The 14,352-nt window shown below is 68.4% G+C and carries 14 protein-coding genes; 6 read left to right on the top strand and 8 right to left on the bottom strand.

Going from position 1 to position 14,352, the window contains the following annotated elements; all coding sequences use genetic code 11:
* Positions 1-10 precede the first annotated feature (10 nt).
* Entirely contained in the window at positions 11-676 is a 666-nt protein-coding gene (locus tag ACLKOY_RS09240; protein WP_436453364.1) for a TetR/AcrR family transcriptional regulator, read from the bottom strand.
* 117 nt (positions 677-793) lie between these two features.
* Between ACLKOY_RS09240 and ACLKOY_RS09245 the strand changes: the two genes are divergently transcribed.
* Entirely contained in the window at positions 794-1,609 is an 816-nt protein-coding gene (locus tag ACLKOY_RS09245) for a DUF1266 domain-containing protein (RefSeq protein ID WP_436453365.1), read from the top strand.
* An 88-nt stretch (positions 1,610-1,697) separates the two neighbouring features.
* On the opposite strand, the gene ACLKOY_RS09250 is transcribed toward ACLKOY_RS09245, so the two are convergent.
* From ACLKOY_RS09250 to ACLKOY_RS09270, 5 genes are all read right to left on the bottom strand, one after another.
* On the bottom strand, positions 1,698-2,693 hold the full coding sequence (locus ACLKOY_RS09250; protein WP_436453366.1) for a LacI family DNA-binding transcriptional regulator: 996 nt from the start codon (positions 2,691-2,693) through the stop codon (positions 1,698-1,700).
* A gap of 56 nt (positions 2,694-2,749) precedes the next feature.
* Positions 2,750-4,180 carry a GH1 family beta-glucosidase gene (locus tag ACLKOY_RS09255; RefSeq protein WP_436453367.1) on the bottom strand — a complete coding sequence of 477 codons (1,431 nt, stop codon included), beginning with the start codon at positions 4,178-4,180 and terminating at the stop codon, positions 2,750-2,752.
* A 5-nt stretch (positions 4,181-4,185) separates the two neighbouring features.
* Entirely contained in the window at positions 4,186-5,076 is an 891-nt protein-coding gene (locus ACLKOY_RS09260) for a carbohydrate ABC transporter permease (RefSeq protein WP_140035942.1), read from the bottom strand.
* Complete coding sequence (locus ACLKOY_RS09265) at positions 5,073-6,161, bottom strand: carbohydrate ABC transporter permease (protein WP_436453368.1); 1,089 nt, start codon at positions 6,159-6,161, stop codon at positions 5,073-5,075. The genes ACLKOY_RS09260 and ACLKOY_RS09265 overlap by 4 nt, the downstream gene beginning before the upstream one ends.
* A gap of 160 nt (positions 6,162-6,321) precedes the next feature.
* Positions 6,322-7,629 carry an ABC transporter substrate-binding protein gene (locus ACLKOY_RS09270; RefSeq protein WP_436453369.1) on the bottom strand — a complete coding sequence of 436 codons (1,308 nt, stop codon included), beginning with the start codon at positions 7,627-7,629 and terminating at the stop codon, positions 6,322-6,324.
* 157 nt (positions 7,630-7,786) lie between these two features.
* Here ACLKOY_RS09270 and ACLKOY_RS09275 point away from each other — a divergent pair, with 157 nt between their 5' ends.
* The 3 genes from ACLKOY_RS09275 (at position 7,787) to purQ (ending at position 9,351) form a co-directional block, all read left to right on the top strand.
* Positions 7,787-8,317 (top strand): adenine phosphoribosyltransferase, encoded by a 531-nt coding sequence (locus ACLKOY_RS09275; protein WP_436453370.1) that lies wholly within the window; start codon positions 7,787-7,789, stop codon positions 8,315-8,317.
* A gap of 81 nt (positions 8,318-8,398) precedes the next feature.
* Positions 8,399-8,647 (top strand): phosphoribosylformylglycinamidine synthase subunit PurS, encoded by a 249-nt coding sequence (purS, locus tag ACLKOY_RS09280; protein ID WP_079112131.1) that lies wholly within the window; start codon positions 8,399-8,401, stop codon positions 8,645-8,647.
* Positions 8,644-9,351 carry a phosphoribosylformylglycinamidine synthase subunit PurQ gene (gene purQ, locus ACLKOY_RS09285; RefSeq protein WP_056375443.1) on the top strand — a complete coding sequence of 236 codons (708 nt, stop codon included), beginning with the start codon at positions 8,644-8,646 and terminating at the stop codon, positions 9,349-9,351. Before purS ends, purQ begins: the two co-directional genes overlap by 4 nt.
* Before the next feature lie 175 nt (positions 9,352-9,526).
* On the opposite strand, the gene ACLKOY_RS09290 is transcribed toward purQ, so the two are convergent.
* Both ACLKOY_RS09290 and ACLKOY_RS09295 read right to left on the bottom strand, forming a co-directional pair.
* Positions 9,527-10,750 carry a hypothetical protein gene (locus ACLKOY_RS09290; protein ID WP_436453371.1) on the bottom strand — a complete coding sequence of 408 codons (1,224 nt, stop codon included), beginning with the start codon at positions 10,748-10,750 and terminating at the stop codon, positions 9,527-9,529.
* Positions 10,751-11,019: 269 nt separating this feature from the next.
* Positions 11,020-11,448, bottom strand: coding sequence for a DUF1761 domain-containing protein (locus tag ACLKOY_RS09295; protein ID WP_042538072.1), 429 nt, complete (start codon positions 11,446-11,448; stop codon positions 11,020-11,022).
* A 138-nt stretch (positions 11,449-11,586) separates the two neighbouring features.
* On the opposite strand from ACLKOY_RS09295, the gene ACLKOY_RS09300 reads away from it, so the two are divergent.
* Both ACLKOY_RS09300 and ACLKOY_RS09305 read left to right on the top strand, forming a co-directional pair.
* The gene (locus ACLKOY_RS09300; RefSeq protein ID WP_436453372.1) at positions 11,587-13,248 is read left to right on the top strand and encodes a glycoside hydrolase family 13 protein; all 1,662 of its coding nucleotides are present in this window, start codon (positions 11,587-11,589) and stop codon (positions 13,246-13,248) included.
* A 90-nt stretch (positions 13,249-13,338) separates the two neighbouring features.
* On the top strand, positions 13,339-14,346 hold the full coding sequence (locus ACLKOY_RS09305) for a LacI family DNA-binding transcriptional regulator (protein ID WP_363572573.1): 1,008 nt from the start codon (positions 13,339-13,341) through the stop codon (positions 14,344-14,346).
* The last annotated feature ends 6 nt before the right edge of the window (positions 14,347-14,352 follow it).

Raw genomic sequence — 14,352 nt, forward strand, 5'->3', positions numbered from 1 at the left:
GGCAACGCGGTCACTCCTCGGGGCGCAGCGCTCCCGATGCTCTGGGCCTCGCGTCGAGGACGCGAGGAGCGAGCTGCAGGGGAAGCGGCGACTGCGGCTCGGGCAGCCCGTAGAGCCGATGAACCCAGCGGCGCGCGTCCTCGAGAGGATACGTGTCGCCGTAGACGGCGTACTTCATGAAGATGCCCTCGAGGGTGCTGCGCAGCATGATCTCCTCGAGCGCCGGATCCGCGGCGCCGCGTTCGCGGAAGACCTCGCGAACGATGTCCTCCGACGCCCTCGCCTCCTCCGCGTGCCGCTCTTCGGCCTCCGCATACAGGCGGTGGGTGGTCGGCTGCTGCTGCATCGCGAAGACCGCACGCTGCACCGGAAGGGCGTAGCCCGTGGCGGTGAGGGCGCCGTCGATGATGCCCGCGAGACGCTCGTCGGCCGCGCCTTCGGCTTGGGGGATGCTGAACAGCGTCTCGAACCACCGGTCGAGCACTGCGGCGATCAGCCGCTCCTTGTTCCCGAAGTGATAGTTCGCGAGGCCCTGAGCGACTCCGGCTCGCCGGGTGATCTCAGCGATGCTCGCGCCCGAGACGCCGCGCTCGGCGAACAGATCGACCGCTGCCCGCAGGATGGCTTCGCGGGATCGTTCACGCGCCGCCCGGTTGTGTTCGTCTGAACGTGCCATTCGTGTCCCGCTCCCCAGCATCGGACGACTTCGATTTCTCCCCCCGGACGCTATATATTAGCGACTGAATAGCTGTTCAAGCTATGAGCTACGCCAGGCCTCACCCTCAGGAGTGTGATGAGCGCGACAGGATGGTTCATGCGACCCCAGAGGCTCGCACCGTCCGAGCTGTTCTCCGCGGATGACACCGAGGCGAACGAGATCGCCCTGGGCCTGCTGCAGATCAGCAGCCTGCCGTCCGGCCCGTGGAACGACCCGACGGCCCCCGGCCTCGGAAACGAGGAGAAGGCACTGCTCGCCGAGCAGTGGGGCATCCACGACCGCACGGACTGGCTCGGCATGATCGACCACCTGACCACGGTGCGACGACGACGGCATGCCTGGATGCTCCATCTCGCCGTGCGCAACGACATGCACACAGCCCTCGGGCGGGTGCCGACGACGAAGGAGTGGCTCACCGCGATCGCCGATGAGGGCGGGAACCGACGCGACGCACGACCTTTCGTCCGCGGCATCGAGCACATCGAGCAGGAGGTGCGCAGGCGAGTCGGCAAAGACGTCGTGACGCCCGACCTCTACGTCCGCACCCTCGACGCGTACGCACTCGGCCAGGCCGTGGCGATGGCGACCTGGGGTGTGGCGCTCGGATATGCCGACGTCGCCGAGGCGCGTCGCATCATCCACTGGATCAGCGTCGAGACTCGGCCGTCGTTCGTGTCGTGGAGCGACTTCGGTCTGAGCTACATCGCCGGACGCGTCATGCACTGGAGCGACGGCAACCTCGACGAGGAATCGTTCGAGAAGTACGGCGATTCGTGGACCGTCTTCGCGAGTGCATCCACCGCGAAGCGGAACGGCCCGTGGGCGACGATGCCGTGGCCCGCGGTCATCGATCAGCGGTCTCGGCGCCGTCACCAGTACCGGATCACCTGACCGACCCGAAGACCCACGGATGCGGACCGACCTGGAGGGGCGTATGGTCCGCATCCGTGTCCCCCTGCCGCGCCGGGCCGAACCGCGGCTACGACGAGGCGCGCACCACCAGCTCGGTCGGCAGGATCGTCGTGTGCGCAGGGTCGCGACCGGCGAGGCGTGAGAGCAGCACTCCGGCCATCGCCTCGCCCTGCGCGTACATCGGCTGCCGCATCGTGGTGAGCGGCGGGTCTGTGCTCAAGGCGACGGACGAGTCGTCGAACCCGACGAGCGCGACGTCTTCGGGAACACGGATGCCGGCCGAGCGGAGCGCGGTGAGCGCACCGCGGGCCATCAGGTCGCTGGCGACGAAGATCGCGTCGGGGCGGCCCTCGGCGAGGATGCGGCGGGCTGCATCCGCTCCGCTGACCTCGCTGTAGTCGCCCGCCTCTTCGGCGAACGGCGAGAGACCCGCGTCAGCCAGTGCGCTGCGGAACCCCTGCACACGGTCGACCGACGAGACCATCGTCATGGGCCCCGAGATCGTCGCGATGCGCGTGCGCCCGGTCTCGATCAGGTGCTGGGTGGCCGCGCGGGCCCCGGCGACGTTGTCGACGTCGACGACGTAGTCGCCCTCGCGGATCCGCACCGGTCGCCCGCCCCACACCACGGGCACGGCGTCGGCGACCCGGTCGATGAACGCGTCGCTGGTGTGGTGCGACACGATGAGCGCACCGTCGACACCGCCGTTGCGCACGAAGCTCGTCATCTTGTCGCCGGGGTCGTCGCTGGCGATGAGCAGGTTGAGAAGGTAGTCCGAGCCGCGGAGCGCGCCCGTGATGCCCGCGACGATCGCCGCGAAGAACGGGTCGCCGAAGAAGCGCGTGGTGTCTTCGGGCACGATCAGCGCGATCGCGTGCGTCTGCCTCGACGCCAGCGAGCGAGCCGCTCGGTTGGGAACGTAGCTCAGCTGTTCGATCGCGCGCTTCACCGACTCGAGGGCTTCAGGACTCACCGCCGTCGAGCCGTTGACGACGCGCGACACCGTCGACCGTGAGACTCCTGCGGCCGATGCCACCTCTTCGATGGTCGCTCGTGATGACACGACTCTCCCTCCGTCCGGCGGCGAGGCCGGATGCTCCCAGTTGCCGCCGCCCGGCGTCAGAGAGCGCGAGCGGCGATGATGCGAGCGTACTCCCGACCGGAGTCCTTCAGACTCCGCTCCTGAGTGTCGTAGTCGACGCGCACGATGCCGAAGCGCTTGTCGTAGCCCCACGCCCATTCGAAGTTGTCGAGCATCGACCAGTAGAAGAAGCCGCGCACATCGACTCCGGCATCCGCCGCATCGAGCACGGCTGCGAGATGCAGACGCAGGAATTCGGTGCGATCAGCATCGTGCACGCGCGTCTCGCCGTCTTCGACGACCGCGACGTCATCGTAGGCGGCGCCGTTCTCGGTCATGTAGAGCACGGTTCCCGCGGGCTGGGCGTACTCGGTCCACACGCGCTGCAGCAGGCGGGTCAGCCCCTCGGGCTGCACCTCCCAGTTCTGGGCGGTGCGCGGCAGACCACGCTCGACGGCGTAGATGCCGTCGCTCGACGGATAGGGACTGCGGGCGGCCCTCCCGGTCGCCGGCCCTCCGCTGACGGGCATCTCCGCCGGCGCCGTGCCGGACACGAAATCGCCGTGATAGTAGTTCACGCCCTGCGTGTCGATGCGCTGCGAGATCGTCTCGAGGTCGCCGTCGTGCACGGCATCCGCGAACCGGGCCACGGCGTCGGCATCCACCGCCCTGATGTCCCTGATGATGTCGTCCGGGTACACGCCGCGGTAGATCGGGTCGAGGAACCAGCGGTTGAACTGACCGTCGACGCGACGAACAGCATCCACATCCGCGGGCTTCGCCGGGTCGGCGGGGTCGGCGACCGTGTGGTTCAGGGTGATGCCGAGGTTGAGGCTCGCATCCCGACCGCGCAGCTCACGCACCGTCTCACCGTGGGCGAGCAGCAGGTGGTGTGCCGAGAGCAGCCCCTCGGCGACGCTCGTGTGCCCGGGGGCGTGCTCGCCGCCGGTGTACGAGAGGAACGACGAGCACCACGGCTCGTTCAGAGTGGTCCATACGTTCACGCGGTCGCCCAGCGCGTCGTGCATCGTGCCCGCGTACTCGAGGAAGCGGCCGACCGTGTCGCGGTTGGTCCAGCCGCCGGTCTCCTGCAGTGCCTGCGGCATGTCCCAGTGATACAGGGTCAGCCACGGCAGGATGTCGTTCGCGAGCAGCTCGTCGACCAGGCGCTCGTAGAAGTCGACGCCCTTCGCGTTGACTGCCCCGCCGTCAGGACGCACCCGCGACCACGAGGTCGAGAAGCGGTAGGTCTGCAGACCGAGCTCCTTCATGAGCGCGACGTCCTGCGGGTAGCGGTGATAGTGGTCGCACGCCACGTCGCCGTTGTCGCCGCCGATCACCGCACCCGGTTCGCGGCTGAAGGCGTCCCAGATCGACGCGGTGCGCCCGTCTTCGAAAGCGGCCCCCTCGATCTGGTACGCCGCTGTCGCGGCGCCGAACAGGAAGTTCTCGGGGAAAGCACGGGTCATAGGGGTCATCCTTTCACCGCGCCCGCCATGATGCCACTGACCAGCTGACGCCCTGCGATGACGAACAGGATGAGCAGCGGAAGGGTCGCGAGCACCGCGCCGGCGAGCACGATCGAGTAGTCGATGTAGTAGCCGGACTGCAGCTGGCTGAGCGCCGTCTGCAGAGTCGGGTTCTGCGGGGAGAGCACGATCAACGGCCACAGGTAGTCGGTCCACGCGGTCATGAAGGTGAACAGGCCGAGGATCGCCATGGCGGGCCGAGCCGCCGGGAGGCCGACGGTGAGGAACGTGCGGAACTGGTTGGCGCCGTCCATGCGGGCCGCCTCGATCAGCTCGTCGGGGATCACGTCGACCAGATACTGACGCATGAAGAAGACGCCGAAGGCCGTGACCAGGGTCGGCACGATGACCGCGCCGATCGACCCGGTCCAGCCGAGCTCGCGCATCAGCATGAAGAGCGGGATGATGCCGAGCTGCGTCGGGATCGCCATGGTCGCGATCACGAAGATCATCAGCCCGTCGCGGCCCTTGAAGCGCAGCTTGGCGAACGCGTATCCGGCGAGGGTCGAGAACGTCACGACCGAAATCGTGATGATGCCGGAGATGAGGAAGGAGTTTCCCAGCGCCAGCCAGAACGGGATCGCATCGAAGACCTTGGCAGCGTTCGCGAAGAAGTTGCCACCGGGGATCAACGGCAGTGTCTCGCCGCGCGTCGAGTTGGTGCCGCTCGCCACGACGACCGACCACCACAGCGGGTACACGCTGCCGATGATGAATGCGGCGAGCAGGCCGTAGGTGAGGAAGCCGGGACGGCTGCCGATTCCGGCGTTTCCGCCGACGGCGCCTCGCCGTCGGCGGATCTTCTCGGGGACGCTCAGCGCCTGGGTGGCGGTCATCGCGCGTTCTCCTCTGTCGTGGTGGCGATCGTCGTGCCGGCAGCGGCGGCCGTCGCAGCCGCGGCCGCGGCGGTGCGTGCGCGCCGGCGTGCGGCGCGGTTCTTCGGAGCGTCTCCGGTCGAGATCCGCCTCGAGATGAGGAAGTTGATCACTCCGATGCCGACGATGAGCAGGAACAGCAGGATCGCCACGGCGGATGCTTCGCCGAGGTCTCGACGGAAGAAGGCGAGCTCCCAGAGGAACAGCACGGTCGTCTGGAACTGCCGGTCGCTGCCGCCGATGCCGCCCGCGGTCGAGACGTCGAACAGACGCGGCTCGGCGAAGATCTGCAGACCGCCGATCGTGGCGGTGATGATCACGAAGATCAGCGTCGGCCGGATCGTGGGGATCGTGATCGAGAAGAAGCGACGGGCAGCTCCTGCGCCGTCGATGGCGGCAGACTCGTAGAGGTCTCGCGGCACCGCCTGCATCGCGGCGAGCAGGATGAGGGCGTTGTAGCCGGTCCAGCGGAAGTTCACCATCACGGCGATCGCCAGGTGCGAGAGCGCGGTGTCGTGCTTCCACTCCTGATCGGCGATGCCGATCAGGTTGAGCAGGTTGTTGGCGAGACCGTCGGCCTCGTTGAAGATGCTCGAGAAGATGATGGCGACCGCGACCGGCGTGACCACGAACGGGATGAGGATGCTCATGCGCCAGAACGTCGGGGCGCGGAGGCCGCGGTCGAGCAGGTAGGCGATCACCAGAGCCACCGCGAGCTGCGGAATGGCGGACAGCAGGAAGATGCTCAGGGTGTTGAAGATCGAGTTCCAGAACATCGCGTCGCCGAGGATCTCGACGAAGTTCCCGGCGCCGATGAACTCGCCCTGCCCCTTGAGCAGGTCCCACTCGTGCACGGCCACCCACACCGTGTAGAGCAGCGGGAAGAGTCCGACCAACCCGAACAGCAGGAAGAACGGCGAGATGTAGAAGTACGGGGAGGCGTTCTGGTCGAACCGCGAGAGGCGGTGCCGCCAGGGACGCCGGCCGGCGGCATCCGTCTTCGGCAGTTCGGATGCCGTCTCGCGGCGTTCCACTGTGAGAGTCATGAGGGTTCCTTCTTCGGGTGACGCGTTCGTCTCAGGCGACTTCGTCGTCTTCGCTCAACGACCGGATGCGGAGGCCACCCCCGGTCGTTGAGCGAGGAGCGAAGCACCGAGACGAAACACGGTGAGCCCCTTTTCGCTCAACGACCGGAGAGGTCTCGGGTCAGTCGACCAGCTCGTTCAGGAGCTTGACCGCGGCATCCCAGGCGCCCTGGGTGTCGGTCTCGCCGCGGTCGAGGCCGCTGAGGGCCGGACCGAAGACGTTCTCCTGGATCACCGAGTCATCGGCGCCCTTGAACTGCGCCACGACGCCCTTCGCGCGCTCGGCGAGGATGGCGCCGGTGGGCGCGTCGTTGAAGAACGCGTTCGGCGTCGCCTCCGCAGAGAGCGTCTCCTGCGCCTCGACGGTGGAGGGGAAGTTGCCCGCGGCTGCGGACTGCTTGACCTGCTGCTCGGGCTGCGTCAGCCAGTCGGCAAGCTCAGCGGCGGCTTCCTTGTGCTCGGAGCTCTCCGGGATCGACAGGAAGGCGCCACCCCAGTTGGCTGCGCCACCCGGGAACACGTCCGCGAAGTCCCAGCCGGTCGCAGCGTCGCCGCCGCCGGCCTCGACCTGGCCCTGCACGACTCCGAGCATCCATCCGGGGCAGACGAACGTGGCGAAGGTGCCGTCGACGAACGACTTGCCGCCGTTCCAGTCCCACGCGGTCTGGGCGGCGGACTGGCCACCCTCGGTCGCGGTGCCGAGCAGTTCGAAGCGCTCCTTGAGCTCGGCGTTGTCCTCGACGTTCAGCTCGCCGTCGGAGGTGTAGTACCCCTCGTCGAGCTGGTTGACCATGGCGTTCCAGACGAAGCCGGAGTGGTCGTACCAGGCCTTGCCGGTCTTCGCCGTGTACTCGGCGCCGACCGCGAAGTAGTTCTCCCAATCGCCGTTCAGCAGCTCGGCCACCGACTCGCGGTCGCTCGGGAGTCCGGCCGCCTCGAAGGCTGCGCCGTTGTAGCAGATGCCGCTCGGGCCGATGTCGGTGCCGTAGCCGATCACGCGGCCCTCGGCATCCGTGGCCTGTCCGTACTTCCAGTCGACCCAGTCGGCCTTGCGGTCTTCGATGCCGTAGTCACGCAGGTCGACGAAGGTGTCTGAGACGTCCATGATGGCGCCGAGCCAGCCCTCTTCGATCGCGACGACGTCGCTGAGACCCGAGCCTGCGGCGATCTTCGTGAACGCGTCGGTGCGGGCGTTGCCACCGGTGTCGATGTTGGTCGCCTCGATCGTGACGTTCGGGTTCGCCTTCTCGTACTCGTCGTAGAGGTCGTCGTATCCGAAGGTGCCGAACGTGGTGACGGTCAGCGTGACCTTCTCGTCGCCGGTGGCGCTGTCTCCCGAGTCGGAAGAGGCGCAGCCGGCGAGGGCCAGGGCGGAGACGGATGCGACGGCTGCTGTCGTCAGGATCCGCTTGCGGGCACGTGTGTTCACAGTTCACTCCTTTGTGGTGGGTCGTGCGGTGGTGGTGCTGGTGGTGCTTCGGGGCGATGCGCGGGGATCCCTGTGGGAGCGCTCCCACGCATTGAAAAGAGACTCTATGGGAGCGCTCCCACGAAGTCAAGCCCTCGCGTTGGCGTACCCTTGACCGGTGCCCGACACCGAACTCTCCCCCTCCCTCGTCCGCGCCGAATCACTGATCCGCAGCATCCCGGACTACCCCGAGGCGGGGATCATCTTCCGCGACATCACGCCGCTGCTCGCCGACGCCGAAGCGCTTCAGGCCACGACCGACGCGATCATCGCGCCGTTCGCGGGGCAGTTCGACGTGGTCGCGGGCATCGAGGCGCGAGGCTTCATCCTCGCCGGAGCCGCCGCGATCGCCGCAGGCGTGGGACTCATCCCGATCCGCAAGGCCGGCAAGCTGCCCCGCCCCGCGGCATCCGTCGACTACGCCCTCGAATACGGCACCGCGACTATCGAGATGCACGACGACCTGCCCGCCGGGTCACGCGTGCTGCTGATCGACGACGTGCTCGCCACGGGCGGCACGCTCGCCGCCGGACGCGAGCTCGTGGAGCGCCTCGGCAGCCACGTCGTCGGCATCTCGGTGCTGTTCGAGATCGACGGCCTGGGCGGCCGCGAGGCCATCGGCGACCTGCACACCGTCTTCCACGCCTGAGCCTCGTCACCACGCGAATCGAGCGGGTCTCGAGCCGGTAGACTGGTCGCGCCCGTCCGCCCGCGACTTCCGGAGCCGTTCATGCCCACCATCGTCGTCGACGTCATGCCCAAGCCCGAACTGCTCGACCCGCAGGGGAAGGCAGTCTCCGGCGCATTCTCCCGCCTGGGCGTCGAGGGCTTCACCGATGTCCGCATCGGCAAGCGCTTCGAGCTCACCGTCGAGGGCGAGGTCACCGACGAGATCCTCGCCGAGGCCCGTCGCATCGCCGACGAGGTGCTCTCCAACTCCGTGATCGAAGACGTCGTGGGCATCGAGGTCGCCGAGTGACCACGCGCATCGGCGTCATCACCTTCCCGGGCTCGCTCGACGACCGCGACGCGCAGCGCGCCGTCCGCATCGCCGGTGCCGAGCCCGTCGCCCTCTGGCACGGGTCGCATGACCTCGAGGGCGTCGACGCCCTCGTGCTGCCGGGTGGCTTCAGCTACGGCGACTACCTGCGCGCGGGAGCGATCGCCGCGCTGTCGCCGATCATGAGCGAGGTCAAGGACGCGGCCGCCAAGGGCATGCCGATCCTCGGCATCTGCAACGGGTTCCAGATGCTCGTCGAGGCGCACCTGCTGCCCGGCGGACTGATCCGCAACGACCACCAGCACTTCGTGCGTCGCGATCAGAAGCTCATCGTCGAGAACTCCGACACGGCCTGGACCAACCGGTTCCGCACCGGCCAGGAGATCACGATCCCCCTGAAGAACGCCGACGGCGGCTACATCGCCGACGAAGAGACGCTCGACCGTCTCGAGGGCGAGGGCCTCGTGGCGTTCCGCTATGCGGGCGTCAACCCCAACGGTTCGCTGCGCGACATCGCCGGACTCACCAACGAGGCGGGCAACGTCGTGGGGCTCATGCCGCACCCCGAGCACGCCACCGAGGCCGGCTTCGGCCCCGACACCTCGGCCGCCATGCGCTCGGGCCTCGACGGACTCGACTTCTTCACGAGCGCGGTCGCCGCGGTCGCCCGCGTCGCCGCGTAAGCACCGCCCGCGGCGCACCCCCGCACGCAGCCGGGGTCACTTCCGCACCCCTGCCCGCAGCCGGGGTCACTTCCGCACCGGAAACGCCCCAATCGGATGCGATATCGACCCCGCATCGAGCCGAGGGGCGCGAAATCGACCACGCAACCGAGCCGGCGGAAGTCCGCGCCTCCGGTCAGTCGGCGGGGAGGCTGAACGGGTTGTCGCCGGCGGCCGCGAGCAGGTACCACGCCGTCGCACCGGTGTGCAGGCTGGCGTAGTAGAGGTCGCCGAAGCCCGAGTCGAGGCCATCGGTCGACGTCGCGACGATCCCCTTGCCATCGCCGTTGGGCGCATCGCGCTGGGCAAGGCGGATGCTGTTCAGCAGCGACTCCACCCGGTCGGCGTCGCCGACGGCATCGCGCAGGGTGAGCGCGAGCGCCAGGTGGCCTGACCCCTCGAACCACACCTTCGACACGTCGGCGTCGCTGATCGATGCCCCCTGGTACTGCCCGTCGGTGGCGATCAGGTTGGCGAGCGTCCAGTCCAGCGCGACGTCGTAGCGCGGGTCGCCGGTGGCGATCGAGCTCCATGTCTGCGCGTCGAGCGGTATCGGGCGGGTGTTGACCGTGGAGCCGTCCAGCAGCGTGCCCGTGTCGACGTGACCGTCGGCACTCTGCATCGCCGTCACAAAGGTCGCGGCGACGGCAGCCCGATCGGCCCACACGGAGTCACCGGTGAGCTGGGCGAGCTGCGTGAAGAAGCCGGCGATGTCGCTGTTGTGCTCGGTGGACTTCCATTCCAGCGACGAGCCGTTCTCGAGCTGGCCCCCGGTGTAGCCGAAGGGCGCCCGCACCATGTCGGCGGTGTTGGTCTGGATCCATTCGGCGATCTGCAACGCCCCATCGAGGTACTTCTGCTCCCCGGTCGCGTGGAAGAGACGCGCCAGCGCCATTCCCGTCCATGCCTGGTTGCCCGTGAACGTGCCGGGGCCGGTGATCTCGACGCGTCCCTGCCGGATGCCGTGCGGCTCGTACGACGTGCGGACGCGTCCGTCGCCGATCGGGTCGTTCTCCTGCACGAAGAGCAGGGTGTCGCCGACGGTCTGCGCGCGACGGATGTCGTCCGGCAGCCCGCGGGCCGTGTACGCGATCACCACGAGTGCGTCGTCGTAGACGAAGGAGGGCGTGAAGTCCCATGTCGGCAGGTCGGTGAAGAACCCTCCCTGGTAGCTGCGAGGGAGGCAGTGCCCGGCGCCATCGCAGAACTCGTCGACGCGGGCATCGAGGAACTCGTAGGCCAGTGCGACCGACAGGCTGGGGTCGGGCGCGGCCGTGGGGTCGTCGGCGGGGCCATCACCGGAGGCTGCGGTCGTCGCGCCCGCGACCAGCGCTGCAGCGATGAGCGCGGCGGCGATCATCCATGGAGCCGATCGACGCGACGAACCGGACATCAAGACCCCCTCGGTCGGAACCGCGGCCCGAGAACGCGGTCCGCTGGCGACCAGGAGGCCACTACCCAAAATGCTGGCATACCAGGAAGTAACGGCGGAAGGAGCAAAGGTCTAGACTTTCGGCGCATCCGGCGTGTCGACCCCGCGTGCCACGCGATCCCCAGCGCGACCCGTGAGACCCGCGAGACCCGCGAGACCCGCGAGGACGAGCGAGCCCCAGCGCGACCCGCGACGAGCTAGCCGAGCGCCGGCGGCCAGACCCCGATGATCAGCGCCATGACCACGATCGTGACGAGCTCGTGAGCGATGTTCATGGTGGTCAGCGCGGTCGGGCGCCCCTCGAACGCATCGTGCGTGATGAACCGGGCTGCGGTGAACCCGGCCCACAGCAGCACACCCGTCACGACCGCGGCCCAGAAGAACGACCCGTCGTAGAAGTGCCAGGCGATGGCGGATGCTCCGGCCAGCACCCACGCCGTCGCGAAGCTCACGAACACGGTGGTGATGATCGCCATCGTCGCGCTCGAACCCGGCCGGTCCATGTCGACGTTCGCGAGTTTCGACCAGCGCGTGCCGAACACCTTCGGGGAGTACCAGATCGTGCCGACGATCATGCTCGAAGCGGTCGCGAGCAGAACGGCCCAGTAGTTGATCTCGGGAACCATGACAGCCTCCAGTCGTCGGATGCCCGAAGCATACTCCCGGGCTGCAAGTCGCTGCGGAACGCCGCGGAATACTGCTCGCCCGAATCGATTCGATCGCAATGGTGGCAGACCTGCAAGCGTTTGCACTAACCTGATGCCATGGCACAGCTTGAGCAGATCGCAGCCCCCGGTTCCGAGTGGTGGCGCACCGCGGTCATCTACCAGATCTACCCCCGTTCGTTCGCCGACGCCTCTGGCGACGGCATCGGCGACCTGCCCGGCATCACCAGCCGGCTCGACTCCCTGAAGGAGCTCGGCGTCGACGCGATCTGGCTGAGCCCGTTCATGACGAGCCCGCAGCGCGACGCAGGTTATGACGTGGCCGACTACCGCGACGTCGACCCGCTCTTCGGCACGCTCGACGACTTCGACACCATGCTCAACGCGGCGCACACCCGCGGCATCCGCGTGGTCGTCGATCTGGTCCCGAACCACTCGTCCGCTCAGCACGCCTGGTTCCAGGAGGCGCTGAAGGCAGCCCCCGGCAGCCCCGAGCGCGCGCGGTACATCTTCCGCGACGGCAAGGGCAAGAACGGCGAACTCCCCCCGAACAACTGGGAGTCCGTCTTCGGCGGCGGCATGTGGGAGCGCGTCACCGAGGCCGACGGCACGCCGGGCCAGTGGTACCTGCACATCTTCGACCCGACGCAGCCCGACTTCGACTGGAACAACGAAGAGGTGCGCGAGGAGTTCCGCTCGATCCTGCGGTTCTGGCTCGACCGCGGCGTCGACGGCTTCCGCGTCGACGTGGCTCACGGCATGATCAAGGCCGAGGGCCTGCCCGACTACACCCCGCCGGCCGACGCCGACTCGATGGGCGGCGGCGAGGCGAACGTGCCGTACTGGGGTCAGGACGGCGTGCACGACATCTACCGCGACTGGCACAAGGTGCTCGCCGAGTACGACGGCGACCGCGCACTGTGCGGCGAGGCCTGGATGCCGACGCTGAAGCAGACCGCTCTGTGGGTGCGCCCCGACGAGATGCACCAGACGTTCAACTTCCCGTACCTGATGACCGAGTGGGACGCGAAGGCCCTCGGCGACGTGATCCGCGAATCCCTCGACGCGTTCGGCGCGGTCGGCGCTCCGAGCACCTGGGTCCTGTCGAACCACGACGTCGTGCGCCACGCCTCGCGTCTCGCGCTCACCGCCGAGAACCCGCAGGGTGAGGGCATCGGCCCGAACACCCCGCACAAGCCCGACACCGCCATCGGCCTCGCCCGCGCCCGCGCGGCGACGACCGTGATGCTCGCACTTCCCGGGTCGGCCTACCTGTACCAGGGCGAGGAGCTCGGTCTGCCGGAGGCGATGGAGATCCCCGACGCGTTCCGTCAGGACCCGACGTGGTTCCGCACCAACGGCGAGCGCTACGGACGAGACGGATGCCGCGTGCCGCTGCCGTGGGAGGCGGATGCTCCGGCGTTCGGCTTCAACGAGACCGGTGCGTCGTGGCTGCCACAGCCGGCCGACTGGGCGTCGTACTCGCGCGATGTCGAAGAGGTCGACCCGGCCTCGACGCTCGCGCTCTACAAGCGCCTGCTCGCCGGACGCCGCGAGTACGGCTTCGGCAGCGGCTCGCTGGTGTGGGAAGACGCAGGAGCGGATGCGGTGGCATTCCGCCGCGGTGACGTGCACGTGCTCGCCAACCTGGGCACCGAGCCGATCCCGCTGCCCGCCGGCGCTTTCGTGATCCTGCAGAGCCAGCTGTTCGACGGCGGCGCTGTGCCGGTCGACACGGCTGTCTGGTACACCACGGCGTAACTTCGCATCACGCTCCGGTCGCAGTTCGCGCCGCCCACGGCACCAGCCGACGGCACGAACTGCGACCGGAACGGTTCAGAGAGGATTCCCATGGCGAGCATCGATGAGGTCGCCCGGCTCGCCGGCGTCTCGACCGCGACGGTCTCGCGCGCACTGAGCGGCCGGGGCCACGTGTCCGAGTCGGCCCGCCAGCGCGTGCAGGAGGCGGCCTCGGCGCTCGGCTACGTGGTGTCGTCTCGCGCCTCGAGCCTGGCCTCGGGTCGCACCCGCAACATCGGCGTGGTGGTGCCCTTTCTCGACCGCTGGTTCTTCAGCACGGTGCTGTCGGGGGTGTCGTCCGCGCTGATGCGCGAGGGTTACGACATCACCCTCTACAACATCACCGCCGACAAGGACGTGCGCCGCCACGTGTTCGACACCTTCCTGCGGCGGCAGCGGGTCGACGCCGTGATCGCGGTGTCGATCGAGCTCGACGCCGACGAGACGCAGCACCTGCTCGACCTCGGCCTGCCGGTGATCGCGATCGGCGGCCCGAACCCCAAGCTCGACACCCTCACCGTCGATGACGTCGCCGTCGCACAGCTCGCCACCGAGCACCTGATCGGTCTCGGGCATCACGACATCGCCCACATCGGCGCGAACCCCGAGTTCGACATCGACTTCCACATCCCGACGAATCGTCGCCTCGGGTTCGAGAAGGCACTGGCGAAGGCCGGCATCCCCCTGAACCCCGCCTTCCTCGAACCCGCCGACTTCACCGTCGAGGGCGGGTACCGAGCGGCGAAGCAGCTGCTCGGACGCCCGGGGCCCCGGCCCACCGCCGTGTTCGCGGCATCCGATGAGATGGCGATCGGTGCGATCCTCGCCGCCCGCGACCTCGGCTTCGCCGTGCCGGACGACCTCTCGATCGTCGGCATCGACGGCCATGAGCTCGGCGAGTTCTTCCGCCTCAGCACCGTCGACCAGTTCCCTCTCGGCCAGGGTGAACGTGCAGCGGATGCCGTGCTCGCCAAGCTCGCCGACGGAGAGTCCACGGGAATACCCGCAGAGCTCCCCTACGAACTGAACGTCCGCGGGACGACCGCGCGACTGGTCTAGCACCGA

The organism is Microbacterium sp. K2, assembly GCF_051365005.1.
Taxonomy (GTDB): domain Bacteria; phylum Actinomycetota; class Actinomycetes; order Actinomycetales; family Microbacteriaceae; genus Microbacterium; species Microbacterium foliorum_B.

Excerpts from the sequence above, each read along its gene's own strand:
- ACLKOY_RS09305 (WP_363572573.1), top strand. The coding sequence starts at position 13,339 with ATGGCGAGCATCGATGAGGTCGCCCGGCTCGCCGGCGTCTCGACCGCG.
- ACLKOY_RS09255 (WP_436453367.1), bottom strand. The coding sequence starts at position 4,180 with ATGACCCGTGCTTTCCCCGAGAACTTCCTGTTCGGCGCCGCGACAGCG.
- ACLKOY_RS09290 (WP_436453371.1), bottom strand. The coding sequence starts at position 10,750 with ATGATCGCCGCCGCGCTCATCGCTGCAGCGCTGGTCGCGGGCGCGACG.
- ACLKOY_RS09300 (WP_436453372.1), top strand. The coding sequence starts at position 11,587 with ATGGCACAGCTTGAGCAGATCGCAGCCCCCGGTTCCGAGTGGTGGCGC.
- ACLKOY_RS09295 (WP_042538072.1), bottom strand. The coding sequence starts at position 11,448 with ATGGTTCCCGAGATCAACTACTGGGCCGTTCTGCTCGCGACCGCTTCG.
- ACLKOY_RS09265 (WP_436453368.1), bottom strand. The coding sequence starts at position 6,161 with ATGACTCTCACAGTGGAACGCCGCGAGACGGCATCCGAACTGCCGAAG.
- ACLKOY_RS09260 (WP_140035942.1), bottom strand. The coding sequence starts at position 5,076 with ATGACCGCCACCCAGGCGCTGAGCGTCCCCGAGAAGATCCGCCGACGG.
- ACLKOY_RS09240 (WP_436453364.1), bottom strand. The coding sequence starts at position 676 with ATGGCACGTTCAGACGAACACAACCGGGCGGCGCGTGAACGATCCCGC.
- purS (WP_079112131.1), top strand. The coding sequence starts at position 8,399 with ATGCCCACCATCGTCGTCGACGTCATGCCCAAGCCCGAACTGCTCGAC.
- ACLKOY_RS09245 (WP_436453365.1), top strand. The coding sequence starts at position 794 with ATGAGCGCGACAGGATGGTTCATGCGACCCCAGAGGCTCGCACCGTCC.